At 68.5% G+C, this 17128-nt stretch carries 20 protein-coding genes; 8 read left to right on the top strand and 12 right to left on the bottom strand.

Annotated elements, in window-relative coordinates; genetic code table 11:
- The 9 genes from VFA08_00340 to VFA08_00380 are packed head-to-tail and all read right to left on the bottom strand — an operon-like array spanning position 1 to position 7033.
- Positions 1-390 (bottom strand): hypothetical protein, encoded by a 390-nt coding sequence (locus tag VFA08_00340; protein ID HYZ12043.1) that lies wholly within the window; start codon positions 388-390, stop codon positions 1-3.
- Position 391: 1 nt separating this feature from the next.
- Positions 392-817 carry a succinate dehydrogenase, cytochrome b556 subunit gene (locus tag VFA08_00345; protein ID HYZ12044.1) on the bottom strand — a complete coding sequence of 142 codons (426 nt, stop codon included), beginning with the start codon at positions 815-817 and terminating at the stop codon, positions 392-394.
- On the bottom strand, positions 814-1593 hold the full coding sequence (locus VFA08_00350; protein ID HYZ12045.1) for a succinate dehydrogenase/fumarate reductase iron-sulfur subunit: 780 nt from the start codon (positions 1591-1593) through the stop codon (positions 814-816). Before VFA08_00350 ends, VFA08_00345 begins: the two co-directional genes overlap by 4 nt.
- 1 nt (position 1594) lies before the next feature.
- Positions 1595-2806, bottom strand: a complete 1212-nt coding sequence (locus VFA08_00355; GenBank protein HYZ12046.1) for an FAD-dependent oxidoreductase — start codon at positions 2804-2806, stop codon at positions 1595-1597.
- A 15-nt stretch (positions 2807-2821) separates the two neighbouring features.
- Positions 2822-3055, bottom strand: a complete 234-nt coding sequence (locus VFA08_00360) for a hypothetical protein (protein ID HYZ12047.1) — start codon at positions 3053-3055, stop codon at positions 2822-2824.
- A gap of 5 nt (positions 3056-3060) precedes the next feature.
- A complete protein-coding gene (glpK, locus tag VFA08_00365) occupies positions 3061-4557 on the bottom strand; it encodes a glycerol kinase GlpK (GenBank protein HYZ12048.1) in 1497 nt (498 codons plus the stop codon).
- Positions 4558-4577: 20 nt separating this feature from the next.
- The gene (dhaL, locus tag VFA08_00370) at positions 4578-5249 is read right to left on the bottom strand and encodes a dihydroxyacetone kinase subunit DhaL (protein ID HYZ12049.1); all 672 of its coding nucleotides are present in this window, start codon (positions 5247-5249) and stop codon (positions 4578-4580) included.
- An 11-nt stretch (positions 5250-5260) separates the two neighbouring features.
- Complete coding sequence (gene dhaK, locus VFA08_00375) at positions 5261-6262, bottom strand: dihydroxyacetone kinase subunit DhaK (protein ID HYZ12050.1); 1002 nt, start codon at positions 6260-6262, stop codon at positions 5261-5263.
- A 42-nt stretch (positions 6263-6304) separates the two neighbouring features.
- On the bottom strand, positions 6305-7033 hold the full coding sequence (locus tag VFA08_00380) for an MIP/aquaporin family protein (protein ID HYZ12051.1): 729 nt from the start codon (positions 7031-7033) through the stop codon (positions 6305-6307).
- A 172-nt stretch (positions 7034-7205) separates the two neighbouring features.
- On the opposite strand from VFA08_00380, the gene dhaL (VFA08_00385) reads away from it, so the two are divergent.
- The 5 genes from dhaL (VFA08_00385) to VFA08_00405 are packed head-to-tail and all read left to right on the top strand — an operon-like array spanning position 7206 to position 11898.
- Positions 7206-7901: a dihydroxyacetone kinase subunit DhaL gene (dhaL, locus tag VFA08_00385; GenBank protein HYZ12052.1), complete on the top strand. Its 696-nt coding sequence runs from the start codon at positions 7206-7208 to the stop codon at positions 7899-7901.
- Entirely contained in the window at positions 7898-8671 is a 774-nt protein-coding gene (locus VFA08_00390) for an IclR family transcriptional regulator (GenBank protein ID HYZ12053.1), read from the top strand. The genes dhaL (VFA08_00385) and VFA08_00390 overlap by 4 nt, the downstream gene beginning before the upstream one ends.
- A gap of 17 nt (positions 8672-8688) precedes the next feature.
- Positions 8689-9708, top strand: coding sequence for an alpha-hydroxy acid oxidase (locus VFA08_00395; GenBank protein ID HYZ12054.1), 1020 nt, complete (start codon positions 8689-8691; stop codon positions 9706-9708).
- A 45-nt stretch (positions 9709-9753) separates the two neighbouring features.
- Positions 9754-10584, top strand: coding sequence for a PHP domain-containing protein (locus tag VFA08_00400; GenBank protein HYZ12055.1), 831 nt, complete (start codon positions 9754-9756; stop codon positions 10582-10584).
- Between the two features lie 21 nt (positions 10585-10605).
- On the top strand, positions 10606-11898 hold the full coding sequence (locus tag VFA08_00405; protein HYZ12056.1) for an NAD(P)/FAD-dependent oxidoreductase: 1293 nt from the start codon (positions 10606-10608) through the stop codon (positions 11896-11898).
- Between the two features lie 6 nt (positions 11899-11904).
- On the opposite strand, the gene VFA08_00410 is transcribed toward VFA08_00405, so the two are convergent.
- From VFA08_00410 to VFA08_00420, 3 genes are all read right to left on the bottom strand, one after another.
- Complete coding sequence (locus VFA08_00410; protein ID HYZ12057.1) at positions 11905-12360, bottom strand: CBS domain-containing protein; 456 nt, start codon at positions 12358-12360, stop codon at positions 11905-11907.
- 80 nt (positions 12361-12440) lie between these two features.
- Positions 12441-13790 carry a TldD/PmbA family protein gene (locus tag VFA08_00415; GenBank protein ID HYZ12058.1) on the bottom strand — a complete coding sequence of 450 codons (1350 nt, stop codon included), beginning with the start codon at positions 13788-13790 and terminating at the stop codon, positions 12441-12443.
- Between the two features lie 53 nt (positions 13791-13843).
- Complete coding sequence (locus tag VFA08_00420) at positions 13844-15286, bottom strand: TldD/PmbA family protein (protein HYZ12059.1); 1443 nt, start codon at positions 15284-15286, stop codon at positions 13844-13846.
- A 143-nt stretch (positions 15287-15429) separates the two neighbouring features.
- On the opposite strand from VFA08_00420, the gene rmuC reads away from it, so the two are divergent.
- From rmuC to VFA08_00435, 3 genes are read left to right on the top strand one after another with little or no spacing between them, the layout of a single operon-like run.
- Positions 15430-16422, top strand: coding sequence for a DNA recombination protein RmuC (gene rmuC / locus VFA08_00425; protein ID HYZ12060.1), 993 nt, complete (start codon positions 15430-15432; stop codon positions 16420-16422).
- Between the two features lie 24 nt (positions 16423-16446).
- On the top strand, positions 16447-16764 hold the full coding sequence (locus VFA08_00430) for a hypothetical protein (GenBank protein ID HYZ12061.1): 318 nt from the start codon (positions 16447-16449) through the stop codon (positions 16762-16764).
- Positions 16765-16774: 10 nt separating this feature from the next.
- A complete protein-coding gene (locus VFA08_00435; GenBank protein ID HYZ12062.1) occupies positions 16775-17107 on the top strand; it encodes a hypothetical protein in 333 nt (110 codons plus the stop codon).
- The last annotated feature ends 21 nt before the right edge of the window (positions 17108-17128 follow it).

The following is a 17128-nucleotide window of genomic DNA, read 5'->3' on the forward strand; positions in this document are numbered from 1 at the left end:
TCAGGCTCGCGACGCGAGCGTGACGATGAGGGTGATGCCGTACGCGACCGTGACCACGCCGAGCACCACCAACGCGCGTGAGATCCATGCCCGCGCGCGCTCGCCGGTCGCAAGGTCGAACAGCACGCTCCGCAGGCCGAGCATCGCGTGGACGGTCACGACGACCAGGAACAGGAGCTCGATCGTGAAGATGGCGGGATTCGCGACGTACTCGAGCACCTGCCGGTAGCTGCGCAGGCCGCCGGTTCCCTGCACCACGAAGTGGTGCGCCACCATGTGGACGGTGATGAGCACGACGAGCGCCACGCCGGAGGAAGCGGTCGCCCGCCAGACGAGCGTCTGTCGGCCACGACGTTCCGTCCCGATGCCTTCATCCGTTCGAACCGCCACGTCAGCTCTCGCCCAGGATGTGGAACGCCGCAAGGGCAAGCACGAGCGTTCCGATGACGGCGCCCGCCCACCACAGTGCCTTCTGACGGTTCGGCACGTAGCCCGTTCCGACCAGCGTGACGCGCAGGCCGTTCAACCCGTGGTACAGCAGTCCGAACAGCAACAGCACGTCGAGCAGAAGGAAGACCGTCGTCGTGGCGAGCTCCAGGAAGTCGTTCCACGCCTCTCCGCCGCGGAGCAGCAACGAGAGCACGGCCAGGTGAAGGTACAGATAGAAGACCAACCCGAGACCGGTGATCCGGTTCCCCACGAACGCGACGTGGCCGAGCGTCCGCCCGCGCGGGTCGAGCCAGCCGACCGGCCGGGGCCCGAGGCCTTTGCGCTGCACTGGCCCGCGGACGCGGCGCTCGTCCATGGCGTCGCTCACGTCGGGTCGTTCCCGTGCGGCTGCCTCCGGAGGCGCCCGCCAAGCAGCGTCCCGCGCAGGGACATGATCCGCGCCGCGGGGTTCACCCCGGAAGGACACGCGGCCGTGCACTCGAAGGTCGCGTGGCATCGCCAGACGCCGTCGGGATCGTTCGCCCACGAGAGCAGGTTCGCCACGTCGGCGCCGCGCGGCTCCTCGAGTACTCGTTCGCCCCACGCGAGGGCAGCCGGCCCCACGTAGCGCTCCGCGGTCACGACCACCGGGCACGCCGAGAGACACAGCCCGCATTCGATGCAGTCCTCGTAGCGCTCGTAGCTCGCGATCCCGTCGGGTGTATCCGCGCCGTCGAGGAACTCGCTCTCGCGGACGATCGGATGCTCGTCAGGGAACCGCTCGAAGACGTCACGCATGTCGACGACGAGGTCAGTGAGGACCGGCACGTTCGCGATCGGCTCGACGGTGATCTCGCGTCCGACGTCGTGGACCATCGTCGCGCACGCGAGCGCTTCCTTCCCGTTCACACGCACGCCGCACGTTCCACACGACGCGTGCAGACACGAGTGACGGAGCGCGAGCGTTCGGTCGCGGTGGACCTGGATCCACCGGAGCGATTCGAACACCGTCGTTCGGTACCCGACCGGCACCTCGAACGTCTCGTAGTGGGGCCGCTCGTCTCCTCGCTTGTACCGAAACACACGGAACCGGCGTGTTCCCGCCGGCGGTGCGGCCGTTCCGGCGGCGTCGATATCTGTCCGCGCGTCGATCGTCATGCTCATGTCAGGCCGCGTACACCTCCGTGTGCGGCGCCAGCACCGTCTCGCGCGTTCGGCACTCCGCTTCGACACCGAGCTTGCGGCACACGATGTCCGCGCAGAGCTCGGCCATTCCGCGGAGCGTGGTCGCCTTCCCGCCCGTTATCGTCACGAAGCCCTCGACGCCGTCGGTCTCGGCATGGTCGTACGTCTTGAACGTTCGCGACAGCTCGCGTCCTGTGTCGGCGTCGTCGCGCGAGCCGATGAGGGGCCGAGCCGCAGACCATGCCGAGCGGAACTCTGCTCGTGTCACACCCGGGATCAGCTTGGCGCCTTCCTCGTACATCCGCTGCACGTGATCCTCAGGGACGTCGAGCTCCTCTGGGTCGTCGACCGTCCACGAGGACGTCCCCACGATCGAGAGCGCTCGCTGCGGAACGATGATGTCGCCGTCGCCGGAGCGGTGCATGCGGTTCACGACCATGTTGCAGAGCCTGCCCCGCAAAGCGAGCATCACGCCGGGGGAGGGGCGGATCGGGACGTCGACGCCGGCCATGGCGGCGACCTTCTCGCTCCAGGGGCCGGTCGCGTTCACCGCGATGTCCGCCGAGATCTCGCCCACCTTGCCCGTCACGTGGTCGCGGACCACCGCGCCCGAGACGACGCGGTCGTTCACGACGAGGTCGAGCACCTCGACGTAGTTGCGGAGATCCGCCCCGTTGCGTTTGGCGGTCGCGAAGAACCGGAGGGGCATCCGCATGGCGTCCATCGTCGCGTCCGGAACACGAACGGCGGCTTTGAGCGAGGGGTTGAGGTTCGGCTCGAGCGCGAGCGCCTGGTCCCGCGTCAGATCCTGCGCGGGGATGCCGCAGTCGGCGCACGCCTTGACGAAATCGTCGTAGTACTCCATGTCCTCGTCGGTGATCGCGACGAACAGCCCGTCGTTCTCCTCGAACGTTCCCGGGCAGATCCGTCTGAGGATCGTGTTCTCCTCGATGCACTCGATCGCCGACTCAGCGTCGCCGACGGCGTACCGCGCGCCCGAGTGCAGCAGGCCATGGTGTCGCCCCGTCGTCCCCGAAGTGAACTCGCCTCGCTCGACCAGTGTGACCTTGAGGCCCCGAAGCGTGAGGTCGTGCGCGAGCGCGCCCCCGGTTCCCCCGCCGCCGACGATCAGCACGTGGAACGGCCGGGTGCCCGATGCGCTCGTCATCGCCGCGAGTCTGCCATCGGGCACCCCGACGCGTACGCGCTAGTGCTCGTGCTTGGACTCGTCCTCCTGGCCCTCGGCGAACGAGCCCTCGCCGTGCTCGTGCTCCTCGGACTCCTCCTGACCCTCCGCGAAGTCGCCGCCGTGCGCGCCGCCGTGCTCGTGCGTGTCCGCCTGGCCCTCCGCGAACGAGCCGGTGTGCTCGTCCTCGTGATCGCCCTCGTCCCGTTCCTGGCCCTCGGCGAAGTCGCCGTGCGTGTGTTCCCGTTCCTCCATGAGGATCACTCCACCCAATCGAACGTGCGCGTCACTGCCTTCTTCCACTGCGCGTACTCGCGCTCGATCTCCGAGGCTTCCATCTGGGGCGTCCACTCCTTGTCCTTGCCCCAGTTCTTCCGAAGGTCGTCGTAGGAGTCCCAGAAGCCCACAGCGAGTCCGGCCGCGTACGCCGCGCCGAGCGCCGTCGTCTCCGCGACCTTCGGACGGATCACCGGGACCTGCAACGAGTCGGCCTGGAACTGCATCAGCAGGTCGTTGTAGACCATGCCGCCGTCGACCTTCAGCTCCTTCAGCTTGACGCCGGAGTCCGCCTCCATCGCGTCGACCACCTCGCGCGTCTGCCACGCCGTCGCCTCGAGCGCCGCTCGGGCGATGTGGCCCTTCTTGACGTAGCGGGTGAGTCCGACGATGGCGCCGCGGGCATCGCCGCGCCAGTAGGGCGCGAACAGTCCCGAGAACGCCGGCACGAAGTAGGTGCCGCCGTTGTCATCGACGGTCTTCGCCAGGTCCTCCACCTCGGGCGAGCTCTTGATCAGGCCGAGGTTGTCCCGCAGCCACTGGACTAGTGCACCGGTGATGGCGATCGAGCCCTCCAGGCAGTAAATCGCGGGCTGGTCGCCGAGCTTCCATCCGAGCGTCGTCAACAGACCGCTCTTGCTCGGCACGATCTCGGTGCCTGTGTTGAGCAGCATGAAGTTGCCCGTGCCATACGTGTTCTTGGCGTCGCCGATGTCGTAGGCGGCCTGGCCGAACGTTGCCGCTTGCTGGTCGCCGAGGTCACCGGCGACCGAGATGCCCTCGAGCGTCCCCTTCAGCTGCCCGTACACAGCGGAGGAGGGCTGGATGGTGGGCAGCATCGAGCGCGGGATGCCGAACGCCTCGAGCAGCTCGTCGTCCCAGTCGAGTGTCTCCAGGTTCATGAGCATCGTCCGGCTCGCGTTCGAGACGTCGGTGACGTGGACGCCGCCGTCCATACCGCCGGTGAGGTTCCACATCACCCACGTGTCGATGTTGCCGAAGAGCAGGTCGCCGGCCTCGGCCTTCGCCCGGGCCCCCTCGACGTTCTCGAGCAGCCACTTGGCCTTGGTCCCGGAGAAGTACGTCGCCAGCGGCAGGCCCGCCTTCTCGCGGAACCGGTCCTGTCCGCCGTCCGCGGAGAGCTCGTCGACGACGCCCTGCGTGCGCGTGTCCTGCCATACCAACGCGTTGTAGATCGGCTTTCCGGTGGTTCGGTCCCACACAACCGTCGTCTCGCGCTGGTTGGTGATGCCAACCGCCGCCAGATCGCTTGCGGTGATCCCGGCCTTCTTCAGCCCGTCGTCGATGACGTCGTGCGTTCGGGCGATGATCTCCATTGGGTCGTGTTCGACCCAGCCGGGCTTCGGATAGATCTGCTCATGCTCTTTCTGATCCACCCCAACGACGCTGCCGCTGTGGTCGAAGACCATGAACCTGGTGCTCGTCGTGCCCTGGTCGACCGCGCCAACGTAGTCCACCATTCGTTATCCCACCTCCTTGTTCACCGTGGTTCCTTTACGCGTTGCGTCCACGTGTCCGCGATCGTCTTCACCAGCAGCCACGAAGAGGTCGCTCCGGGATCCTGATGTCCGGCGCTCCGCTCCCCGAGGTAGCTCGCGCGCCCCTTGCGTGCGACGAGCGGAACCGTCGCCTTCACCCCCTCCTCCGCCGCCTCCGCTGCGCGCCGCAACGCGTCCGCGAACGACGCAGCGTCGCCGAGCGCGGCCTTGAACGCGTCGCGGGCGGGGACGAGCGCGTCGATCATGGTCTTGTCGTTCGGCTCGGCCTTGCCGCGGGCCTGGACGCCCGTGACGGCCGCATCGAGCGCGGCTGCCCAATCGGATGATTCGATCGTCTGCTTACCGGTGAGCGCCGCGCCGAGCTGGAGGAACAGCGTTCCATACAGAGGACCGCCGGCGCCCCCGACGGTCGAGACGAGCGTCATGCCGGTCGTCTTGAACAGGGCGCCGATATCGCCCCTCGGTTGACCCTCCAGCTTGCCGAGCACCGCGTTCATCCCGCGGTTCATGTTGATCCCGTGGTCCGCGTCGCCGATCGCGGAGTCCAGCTGCGTCAGGAACTCCTTGTTCTCCGCGACGACGGCGGCGAACGCGCGGATCGCACGTTCGACGTCGTCGTAACCGACGCTCACACGTTCCTCCGTCGCCGCCACTCCCGGGATCCTCACGCGCCCCAGCGAAGGCCCGGCGTCTTGACCGGCGCGTCCCACAGCCGGATCAGCTCGTCGGACAGCTTCAGCAAGGTGATCGAGCAGCCCGCCATCTCGAGCGAGGTGATGTACGAGCCGATCAGGTTCCGCGCGATCGTGATGCCGCGGCCCTTCAGGAACTTCGCTACCTCGTTGAAGACGATGTATAGCTCGATCAGCGGCGTTCCACCCATCCCGTTCACGAACGCCAGCACCTGATCACCCTGCTTGAACGGCACATCGTCGGCGACCGCGGTCGCCATGATCTCCACGATCTCTGCTGCCGGCTTGAGTTTGGTCCGCTCGCGCCCCGGCTCGCCGTGGATACCGATGCCGATCTCTATCTCGTCGTCGCCGATCTCGAAGGTCGGCTTGCCCGCCGCAGGAACGGTGCACGAGGTCAGCGCCATGCCCATGCTGCGGCCGTTCGCGTTCACCTCGCGGGCGATATCCGCGACCTCCTTCAGCGGGCGCCGTTCCTCTGCGGCGGCGCCGGCGATCTTCTCGAGCAGGACCGTCGTCCCGACGCCTCGCCGTCCCGCCGTATACAGGCTGTCCTGCACGGCGACGTCGTCGTCCACGAGGACCGATTCGACGTCGATCCCTTCGGCGCGGCACAAATCCGCCGCCATCTCGAAGTTCATGACGTCGCCGGTGTAGTTCTTCACGATGTGGACGACGCCGGCGCCGCCGTTCACGGCCTTCGTCGCCGCCTCCATCTGATCGGGGGTCGGCGAGGTGAATACCTCACCCGGACACGCCGCGTCGAGCATTCCCACACCCACGAACCCGCCGTGCATCGGCTCGTGTCCCGAACCGCCGCCGGAGACGAGCGCGACCTTCCCCTGCACCGGTGCGTCCGCGCGAACGATGTAGTTCGGATCGTAGAAGACGCGCACGAGGTCCGGGTGCGCCTTCTCGATGCCCTGCAGCTCTTCGCCTACGACGCCCTCGGGCTTGTTGATCAGCTTCTTCATCCAGGGCTCCTCTCCTCACCCGTCCGTCGCGCGTTCATCGGCCTACTGGAAGAACACCGCGTTGCCAAGGAGGCCACCGACGATGCCGCCGATGACCGGGCCCACGACCGGGACCCACGAATAGCTCCAGTCTGAATCGCCCTTGCCGGCGATCGGCAGGACGAAGTGCATGATGCGAGGACCCAGGTCCCTGGCGGGGTTGATCGCATAGCCCGTCGGTCCGCCGAGCGACATCCCGATGACGACCACCAGCAGCGCCACGCCGAGGGGACCGATGTCCGCCCCTCCCGCCGCGTCGGCGCCGAGCAGCGAAGGCACGAGGGCGAAGATCCCGAACACCAGGATGAACGTACCGATGATCTCGGTGATCAGGTTCGCGGGAACGTTGCGGATCGCCGGTCCCGTCGAGAACACGGCGAGCTTCAGCCCCGGGTCGTCGGTCTGTTCCCAGTGCGGCAGGTACGCGAGCCACACGAGGACGGCGCCGATCGCGGCGCCGATGAACTCGCCCGCGATCAGCACCGGAACGTCGGCCCACTCGGTGGCGTCCGCGACGGCGAACCCGATCGTCACGGCAGGGTTGAGGTGCGCGACGCCGCCGGTGACGGCGAGGCTGGTGAGCACACCCATGTACACGCCGAGTCCCCACGCGAAGGTGATGACCACCCACCCGGCGTTCTGCGCCTTGGATTTGTTCAGCAGGACCCCGGCTACGACCCCGTCTCCGAACAGGATCAGCGTGGCGGTCCCTACGACCTCGCCGAGGAACATCTCGCCGATCACCCCCTCGTCGTGCCCCGGCGGGCACTTCGCGCGTAGCAGACATCTGCCGCGAGACGCCGTCAAATCGCAACATGCTCGTTACGAGGCTGGAATATCCGTCAGTTGTTCGGTATGGTCGAACGCCAAGCACGCGCCTCATCGATCCGAGGGGCGTTCGTGTGTGGGAAAAGATCTGGAAGAGGTCGGGAGAAACGGACTGGGCGTGGGACGGCCGGAACGGCTCGACGGGGCCTTCGTGGCGCGGTGGATCGACGACGTCGCTCGGCAGATCCACCGGAACCGCGACTACCTGACCCAGCTCGACGCGGCGATCGGCGACGCCGACCACGGGGTGAACATGGACCGAGGCTTCGCCGCCGCGCTGCGAAAGATCGACGAGGACGCAAGCAGGCCGCCCGGCGCGCTGCTCGAGGTTGTCGGAACCACGCTGGTGATGTCGGTGGGCGGCGCGGCGGGTCCGCTTTACGGCTCGGCCATCCGGCAGATGGGACGGTCGCTCGACACTAGCGAGACGTTCGATGCCGAAGACCTGCTCGTCCTTCTTCGCGCCGCGCTCGAGGAGATCCAGCGGCTCGGCGCCGCGCAGCCGGGCGACAAGACCATCGTCGACGCGCTCGTCCCGGCGATCGATGCGTTCGAGCGCGGCCTGCGATCGGGCGAGGACTTTGCCACGGTGGCGGGGCGCGCGCGGGCCGCCGCGGAGGAAGGCATGCGCTCGACGGTCCCGTTACATGCACGCAAGGGACGCGCGTCGTACCTCGGTCCTCGGAGCGTCGGACATCAGGACCCCGGAGCCACGTCGACGGCGCTCCTGTTCACGGCGCTCGAACGCACGGCGTCGGGTGGTGACGCATGATCCAGTCGGTACGCCGCGCCGCGGCGATCCTCCGCGAGCTCGGAGCCGACCAGCCGCGTCTCGGCGTGACGGAGCTCGCGGAGCGGCTCGGTCTTGCGAAGGCGACGGTGTACGGGCTGATCCGTGCGCTCGAGGAGGACGAACTCGTCGAGCGCGACGTCGAGACGGGAAAGTACCGGCTCGGGCCGGCGCTACTGCTGCTCGGCAACGCGTTCCTCGACCGGCACGAGCTCCGCGCGCGCTCGCTGCTGTGGGCCGACTCGCTCGCGACGCGAACGTCGGAAGCAGTCCGAGTGGGCGTTCCGAACGGGACGAGCATGCTGATCGTTCACCACGTGTTCCGGCCGGACAACTCGCTGCAGATCCTCGAGGTCGGCGCGACGATCCCGTGGCACGCGTGTGCGCTCGGTCGCGCGACGGCCGCGCACCAGGACGAGCCGGCGATCGGCTCGTTCCTGGACGGACCGCTTCCGCGCCTCACCGGCCGCACGATCGTGGAGCTGGACGGTCTGCGATCGAGCCTCGACGCGATCCGGCGCGATGGCGTCGCGATCGAGAACCAGGAGGCGGTCATCGGCGAGGCGGAGATCGCGGCGCCCGTGTTCGGGCAGGTGGGGCGCGTCGTGGGCGCGATCGGCGTCGTCGGTCCGGTCGAGCGGTTGCTGCCGGAGGAACACGTCCGCAAGGACGTCGTCGCGGCGGTGAAGGAAGTTGCGCGTGGCCTGTCACGCGATCTCGGCGGTGCCAGGCGGTACGCCCGCGCGCGCTGACGGGTAGGCTCGGCTCGATGCTCGAGCAGCGTCGGTACCTCACCGTCGACGAGTACGAACCCGCCGCGCGCGAGCTGTTGCCGCCGGACGTGTACGACTACTACGCGGGCGGCGCCGGCGACGAGTGGACGGTCGCGGAGAACCGGCGCGCGTTCGAGCGGTGGGTGATCCGTCCGCGGATACTCGCTGGGGCCTACCCCCCGGATGCGTCAACAGAGCTGCTCGGGACGTCGCTCTCGTGTCCGATCCTGATCGCGCCGTGGGCGTATCAGGCGCTCGCGCATCCCGACGGCGAACCGGCGACGGCGCGCGCGGCGGCGCGGGTGGGAACGATCATGGTCGTGTCGACCACGGCGCTCGACCGGCTCGAGCAGGTGAGTACCGCGTCGACGTTCCCGAAATGGTGGCAGCTGTACGTGTTCACGGATCGCGAGCTCACCGCTGAGATGCTCCGCCGGGTCCACGGAGCGGGGTACGCCGGCGTTTGCTTCACGGTGGACTTTCCTGTCGGGGGCCTGCGCCACCGCGACACGCGCAGTGGTTTCGAGATGCCGTACGGCACGACGCAGAGCGAGCTCGTGTTCGACCCGCACATCTCGTGGCGCGACCTCGCGTGGATCCGCGAGCTCGCGCCGCTGCCGTTGTTGGTCAAAGGGCTCATGACGGCGGAGGACGCCAAGATCGCCCTCGACAACGGTGTCGACGGAATCGTCGTGTCGAACCACGGCGGGCGGCAGCTCGATGGCGTCGCCGCGCCGATCTCGGTCGTATCCGAGATCGTCGCGGCGGTAGAAGGTCGGATCCCCGTTCTCATCGATGGCGGCGTCCGTCGGGGGATCGACGTGTTCAAGGCGCTCGCCCTGGGGGCTTCGGCCGTGTTGGTGGGACGGCCGGCAGTGTGGGGACTCACGGTGGCTGGGGAGCAGGGCGTCGTGGACGTGTTGACCATCCTGCGGGCCGAGCTCGAGAACGCCATGGCCCTCGCGGGTGTTCGAACGGTCGGCGAGATCACGCCGGCGTTCGTCGCGCCTGCCTGACGGACCGGTTGAGGCGCGCTCGCTCCGTCTGCGAGCATGCCAGCGATGTCACGCATCGATCTCCACACGCACACCGACCGCTCCGACGGCACGTTCACCCCGGCCCAGCTGGTTCGTCTCGCAGCCGAGCGAGACATCGACGTGATCGCGATCACGGATCACGACACGACCGAGGCGCTCGAGGAGGGCAGGACGGCGGGCACGAGTGCCGGCGTCCACGTCGTCCCCGGAGTCGAGCTCTCGGCCGAGCACGACCGCAGGAGCGTTCACGTCCTGGCGTACTGGGTCGACGTCGACGATCGCGCGTTCCAGAGCGAGCTCCGTCGTCTCCGCGACCAACGCCTCCGCCGCGGCGAGCTCATGGTCGAGCGCCTAGCCGATCTCGGCGTCCCCGTTCCCTGGGAGCGGGTGCTGGAGATCGCTCGGGGAGGCAACGTCGTTCGTCCGCACGTCGCGCAGGCGCTCGTCGAGGCCGGCCACGTCGAGTCCGAGGAAGAGGCGTTCGACGTCTGGATCGGGGACGACGGGCCCGCCGTCATCGCGAAGCACGCGCTCGCGCCCGTCGACGCGGTCCGTCTGATCCGAGAGGCGGGCGGTGCGGCGGTCGTGGCGCACCCCGGCATGTGGGACGGCGAGGCGCCGCTCCCGCCCGACCTGATCGAACTGATGGCGGGCGCCGGGCTCGCGGGGCTCGAGGTCGAACACAGCGACCACACGCCCGAGCAGCGCGAACGCTACCGCGCGCTGGCCGAACAGCTCGGGCTGGTGCCGACAGGCGGTTCGGACTGTCACGGCACCCGGTACGACCCGATCCGGCTCGGCGGCGCCCTGTGCGCCCCGGACGACTTCGCCGCGCTCCGCGAGCGAGCCCGATGAACCGCTGAGCCCTACAGCGACATGGCCCGTACACGCGTCCTCGTCGTCGGCGCCGGATTCGCGGGCCTGTACGCCGCGATCGGGTTGAAACGAGCGGCACGCGACGGTCATCGCGTCACCGTCGTCAACCCCGAGAACTTCATGCAGTACCAGCCGTTCCTTCCCGAGGTCGCGTCGGGGACGATCGATCCGCGCGCGGTGGTGGTTCCCCTTCGGACCACACTCCGGCATTGCGAAATCGTCGTCGGTACCGTGAACCGCGTCGACCACGCACAACGTCGTGCGGTCGCGACGCTCGCGGACGGTTCGGAGCGTGAGCTCGGGTACGACGTCATCGTCATCGCGCCGGGTTCGACATCCCGCGTCCTCCCCATCCCGGGCCTCGCCGAGAACGGCGTCGGTTTCAAGACGGTGCAAGAGGCGATCCACCTCCGCAACCACGTGCTGTCGCGACTCGATGTCGCCGCCGCGAGCGATGACGAAGACCGACGGCGGGCCGCGCTCACGTTCGTGTTCGTCGGCGGCGGCTACGCGGGCGTCGAGGCGCTCGGCGAGCTCGAGGACCTCGTTCGCGACGCGATACGCACATATCCCTCGCTCGCGCCGTTGAACCCGCGGTGGATCCTCGTCGACGTCGCGCCGAAGATCCTGCCTGAGCTTGGCGACGATCTCGCCTCGTACGCGCAGGACCGGCTCGTTGAGCGCGGCGTCGAGATCGCCGTGAACACGCGCCTGGAGTCGTACTTGGACGGCACGGTGGTGTTGTCGGGCGGCAGTTCGTTCAGGGCCGACACGCTCGTGTGGACGGCCGGCGTCCGCCCGTCGTCGCTTGCCAAGGCCTCCGGCCTCCCCGTCGACGACGCGGGGCGCATCCTCACGGACGACTACCTACGCGTGCGGGGCGTGGACGACGCGTGGGCGGCAGGCGACGCGGCCGCCGTTCCCGATCGAACGACGGGCGCGCTGTCGCCGCCCACGGCGCAGTACGGGATGCGACAGGGCCACCGCCTCGCGCGGAACGTCGCGGCGACGTTGGCGGGTCGAGAGCTCGAGCCGTTCGAGCATCGGAACATCGGCGCCGTGTGCTCGCTCGGGCACTACAAGGGCGTCGCCCAGATCTGGGGCGTGAAGGTCAAGGGGTTCCCGGCGTGGTTCGCGCACCGCACCTACCACCTCTACGCGATGCCGACGCTCACCCGGAGGGCGAAGATCGCGGCGGATTGGACCGTCGCGTTGCTGTTCCCTCGCGACCTCGCGCAGCTCGGGTCGCTCGAGCGACCGCGCGAACCGTTCGAGCGCGCGGCGAAGGTGTGACGGCGGCTACCGCTCGCCCCGGTTGACCTCGGCCGCGGCCGACAACGCGGCCTGGCTGCGCTCCAGATCGGGTAGCTCGTGCCCCCCCGTCAGCTCGCGAACCGCCCAGTTCGACAGATCCCGGATCGAAATGATCCCGAGCAGCTTGTCGTCCTCGACCACGGGGAGATGTCGGATCTTGAGCCGAGCCATGTGTTCGGCGGCCTCGGCGATATCCGTTCGCGGCGACACGGTGTCGAGGTTCGTCGTCATCCGGTCGCCGACGCGCGTCGAGCGCGGATCTTCCCCGTCGGCCACGAGGTTCACCAGGTCGCGTTCGGTCACGATGCCGGCGAGGCGTTCGCCGTCCATCACAACGACCGACGAGATGGAGTTGTCGTGCAGGATCGCAGCTACGTCCGCGAAGCTGCCGTCCGCCGTGGTGCTCTTCACGTCGGCGTGCATGATGTCCCTGACCTGCATGCCTGATCCCTCCGATCGAGAACGACTGGTCAGTCAGTCTATTGGTGCCGTTCAGGCGGGCCAAACGCGGCCGGGGCGCCTCAGTGGTCGGAGGTGCTGCTGAAGTTGAAGGACTCGATCTTGAGTGCCGGGACGAGCGACGCGCTGAAGAAGAACTCGCTGGCGAGCTCGCTTTCCTTGCCGATCATCGTCGTGGCCTGGAGTGCTTCGAGGATCGACTGCGTGAATCGGAGGTTCTTCACGGGGTGCGCAATCTCGCCGTTCTCGATGAGAAACGTGCCGTCCCGTGTCATGCCTGTGATCGACGACTCGATCGGGTGGACGACGTTGGAGTAGTGGAACCGCGTGACCAGGAGGCCTCGTTCGGTCGAGGAGATCATGTCCTCGAGCGATGCGTCACCCGGTTCGAGGACCACGTTCAACGGGAACGGACCTTCGGGGTTCGGCGGGGGGAGCGCGTGCCCCGTCGTGGCCTTCCCTGCCTGCTTGGCCGTTCGAAGGTCGTAGACACCGTCGCGGAACACGCCGCCCTCGATGAGCGAGACGTGTGAGCGCGGCACGCCCTCGAAATCAAACGGCACGCCGAGGGTGTCCGCACGCCGGGCGTCGTCGTACATCGTCACGTGATCCGCAGCGACGTGCTCGCCGTGGCGACCCGACAAGCACGAGCGTCCCTCGACGAGCTGCCGGCCACCGAACCCGATCCACGCAAGGAACCCGACGAGCGTCGAGACGGCGGACGGTTCGAGGACGACGGTGTAGCGCCCGGGCTTCACGTCGCGCGGGTTCTTCGATGCGTTCGCCTTGCCCGCGGCGCGTTCGCCGACCGTCCCGGCGTCCACGTCATCGACGCTCGCGGCGAACACCTCCGAGAAGCCAGTCCCACCGTCGGCTCCGGTGACCACCGTGGTGACCGACGCGCGTGACGTCGGCGCCCAGCAGAACTGGCCCTCGGTGTTCACGACGGCGACCTCCATCCCGATCGTCTCGAACGCGCCGGCGGCGACGAGTCCGTTCGACAGGCGCCCGACGAGATCCGCTACGCCGTTCGCCCTACGCTCGGGCGACGTCGACGCCGTTCCCTCGTCGAACCGCGACGAGTCCTCGACGGGATTCGGCGGGGCGAGTCCCGGAAACAGCGGATCGGGCGCGACCACGCCGGCCATCTCCTTCGCGCTATCGGCAACGCGTCGAGCGCCGTCGGGCGACAGATCGTTCGTCGACGCGACGCCGACGCGATCGCCGATCACCACCCGGACGCTGAGGTCCGTGTCCTCGCGCGACGTGCTCTGGTGGATCGAGCTCGACGCGAACCGGGTGAGTCCACCCCATTCGTGAACGAACAGGACCTCGACGGCGTCCGCTCCCGGTATCTCGAGCGCAGCAGCGGCGACGCGGCGGATCTCGTCGGGCCCGACGACGCCGGGCATCAGCCGCACACCCGCTGTCGCGCGGTCGGCCCGACGTTCGTGTCGTACACGTGCTACCCCCGCACTCCCACCTGAACGTTGCGAAACCGCGCCGGCGATGCACCGTGGCCGACCCGCGCGACCTGTCCGGGTTGACCCTTGCCGCAGTTCGGTGTCCCCCATAGCGTCCAGTCCTCGCGGCCGCCGACGGCGTCGCAGCTCTGCCAGAACTCCGTCGTGGTGCCGGTGTAGTTGGGGTTCCGGTACATCTGCGTGAGACGCCCGTCCTCGATCCGCCACGCGATCTCGCATCCGAACTGGAAGTTCACCCGGTGGTCGTCGATCGACCATGAAGAGTTCGTCGTCATGAACACGCCGTCCTTCGTGTCGCCGATGATGTCCCCGAGCGTTCCCTCGCGCGGCTCGATCGAGATGTTCGTCATTCGGATCAGCGGGAAGTTCTGCCAGCCGTCGGCGCGCATCGCACCCGAGCTGGGGAGGCCGAGCACGCTGGCCGTCTCGCGGCTCGAAATGAAGTCGTGGAAGACCCCGTCGACGATGATCGGAAGCCGTTGCGCCGGTACGCCCTCGTCGTCCCATCCGAACGAGCCGAGCCCGCCGGGGAGCGACGCGTCCGCCGTTATCGACACGAGGTCGCTCGCGTAGCGGAGCCTGCCCCGGTCGTCGGGCCGAACGAACGACGAACCGGCGAACGCCTCTTCCATGCCCAGTACGCGGTCGAGCTCGACCGCATGCCCGATCGACTCGTGGATCTGCAGCTCCATCTGCCCCGAGTCGATCACGAGAGTGGTGACCTCGGTGGGGCACTGCGGTGCCGAGAGCAACTCGACGGCCTCGGTGCCGGTGCGTTCGGCTTCCTCGATGAGCCCCAGTTTCTGGATGTGCTCCCACCCCGCCGCGGCGATGTGACCTCGGAACGAGTTGGGGAACGATCGGCGCTGCATCTCGCCGTCGCCGATAGCCGTCGCTTCGATGCCGCCACCCGAGTGGACCGAGGCTTGGTCGACCGCCGTGCCCTCGCTCGTAGCCAGCCAGGTCTGCCGGCGGAACAGGTCGATCCCGCCCTCGGCGAACGCGAGCCCCTTCACCTCCTGCATCCGCCGCGTCGCCTCCATGAGGAGAGCGACCTTCTCTTCGAGGGGAACGTGGAACGGGTCCTCTTGCATCGGCGAATGCCACGTGCCGCTCGCCGGTTCGATCTCGGCCAGCCGAATCGGGTCCATCGGCAGACGTGCGGCGGCCCTGGCGATCTCGACGGCGAGTGTGCCCGTGCGATCGATCTGGTCGGGAGCGAGCCGCGCCGTCGCCGCGAACCCCCAATAGCCGTTGACCAGGACGCGGATGCCGATCCCCTCCGACCGCGAACGGTCTATGCCTTCCATCTGCTGGTTGCGCACGGTCAACGACTCCGACTCGTCGGTGACGACGCGCCCATCCGCATAGTCGGCGCCGGCGGCCATTGCCGCATCTACGGCCTGCTTGGCGACATCGAGCATCGCGGGGCCTGGTCTGCCTTTCGAGGGGAGTGATCGGTCTGGGCTGCTGAGCCTACCCGAGCGCGACGACCCGCCGTGCCGCGATCATGTTGGGCTGGACGCGTTCCGCGAACGCTGTCGGAGGGGCAAGCTACGGTCGCGCCATGGAGACGTTCGGGTACGTGGTGCTTGCCCTCGCGGTGGGGTTGAGCATCGGAGCGGCGGTGGCCATCTCGTCGCGCCGACCGGGGCAACCGCCTGCCGACACGGCGCGGATCGAAGCGCGGCTGGAGGTCCAGGCGGCCGAGCTCCGCCGGCTCGCCGACGGCGCGACGGTCCAGGACGGAGGAGCGGAACGCGTGCGCTCCGAGCTCGCGGGCGCAAGGCGGGCGCTCGAGATGCTCGCGCTCAAGGACGAAGAACGACGCGAGCGCGAGCGCGAGTCCTGGGAGGTCGTTCGGCGGCTCTCGTCCGTGCTGGCGGGGGGCGCGTCGAAGGGCCGGGCCGGCGAGAACGTCCTCCGGGAACAACTGGCCCACCTGCCGCCGACGATGCTCGTCACCGATCTGCGCGTGAACGGCAAGATCGTCGAGTTCGCGCTCGAGCTGCCGGACGGACGGCGGCTGCCGGTCGATTCCAAGTGGACTGCCGTCGCCGAGCTCGAGGCGCTGGAGACGGCGGATCCGGCCGAGCTCGATGTCCGCGCTCGCGAGGTCGAACGACAGGTCGCCGCCCGCGCTCGCGAGGTGGCCCAGTACGTCGACCCGGCGGTGACGTCCCCGGTCGCCGTTGCGGCGGTGCCCGATGCCGCGTACGCGGTGTTGAAGCGCGCACACGCCGAAGCGTTTGCCCGCGGCGTCGTCATCGTGCCGTACTCGACCGCGGCGCCGGTGCTGCTGTTCCTGTACAGCGTGGTGCACCGGTTCGGCGACGCCGGTGACGCGCGCGTCGCGCTCGAGGAGGTCGCAGCCGTTCTCGACGGGCTGGAGGTCACGCTGGAGAACAAGATCGTGAAGGCGGCGACGATGGTCGCGAACGGCGCCGACGAGCTCCGCTCGTGCCTCGGGAGGGCGCGAGGTTCCGTCGCGCGGGGCCGCGCCGCAGCGCGTTCCGACGAGCCAGCGCTTGCGGAGGCGGCGTTGAAGGCTGTTCGCTAGTCGCCCTCGAACGGGAGGACGACGTTGATCGCACGAACGTGGCGTGGTTGGACGAGATCCCGCGACCTCGAACCGTACGTTGAGTACCTCCGCGAGACTGGTGTGAAGGAGCTCCGAGGAACACCGGGGAACCGAGGGGTCTTCGTGTTCACTCGGCTCGACGGGGACCGCGCGGAGTTCCAGGTGATCTCCCTCTGGGAGTCGATGGACGCCGTCCGTGCGTTCGCGGGAGACGACGAGCGCGTCGCGGTGTTCTATCCAGACGACGAGCGGTTCCTCGTCGATCGCGAGCGCCACGCGGACCACTACGACGTGGCGGTGGAGGAGCCTGCGCGAACGTAGGCTTCTTCTAATGGACTTCGACGAGGCACTGGGGCGACTGGGGTTCGAGCCGAGCTCCGAGCGGTCCCCGCGGGGCGTTCGCGTCTACGCCGCCCACCCGAACCGGTTCCTTACGTACTCCGTCCAGGCGTTCGAGGACGGAACCGCCCTGTTCTCATGGGAGTTCGCCGTGGGGGAGTACCTCGCCACGAAGGGGATCCAGTTCGGCTCCGACGAGACGCTGAACCAGTTCGCGTATCCGCGTCAGGATCTCCGAGGAGCGCAGGACGGCGCATGGTTGGCCAGTGCGGTCGAACAAGCCGAGTCGCTACTGGCCGACGTTCGGTTCGATCGGGCGGAGTGAGTCGAGGCCCCGATTGAACCT

This window comes from Actinomycetota bacterium (genome assembly GCA_035640355.1).
In the GTDB taxonomy this organism is placed as follows: Bacteria; Actinomycetota; UBA4738; order UBA4738; family HRBIN12; genus CALGFI01.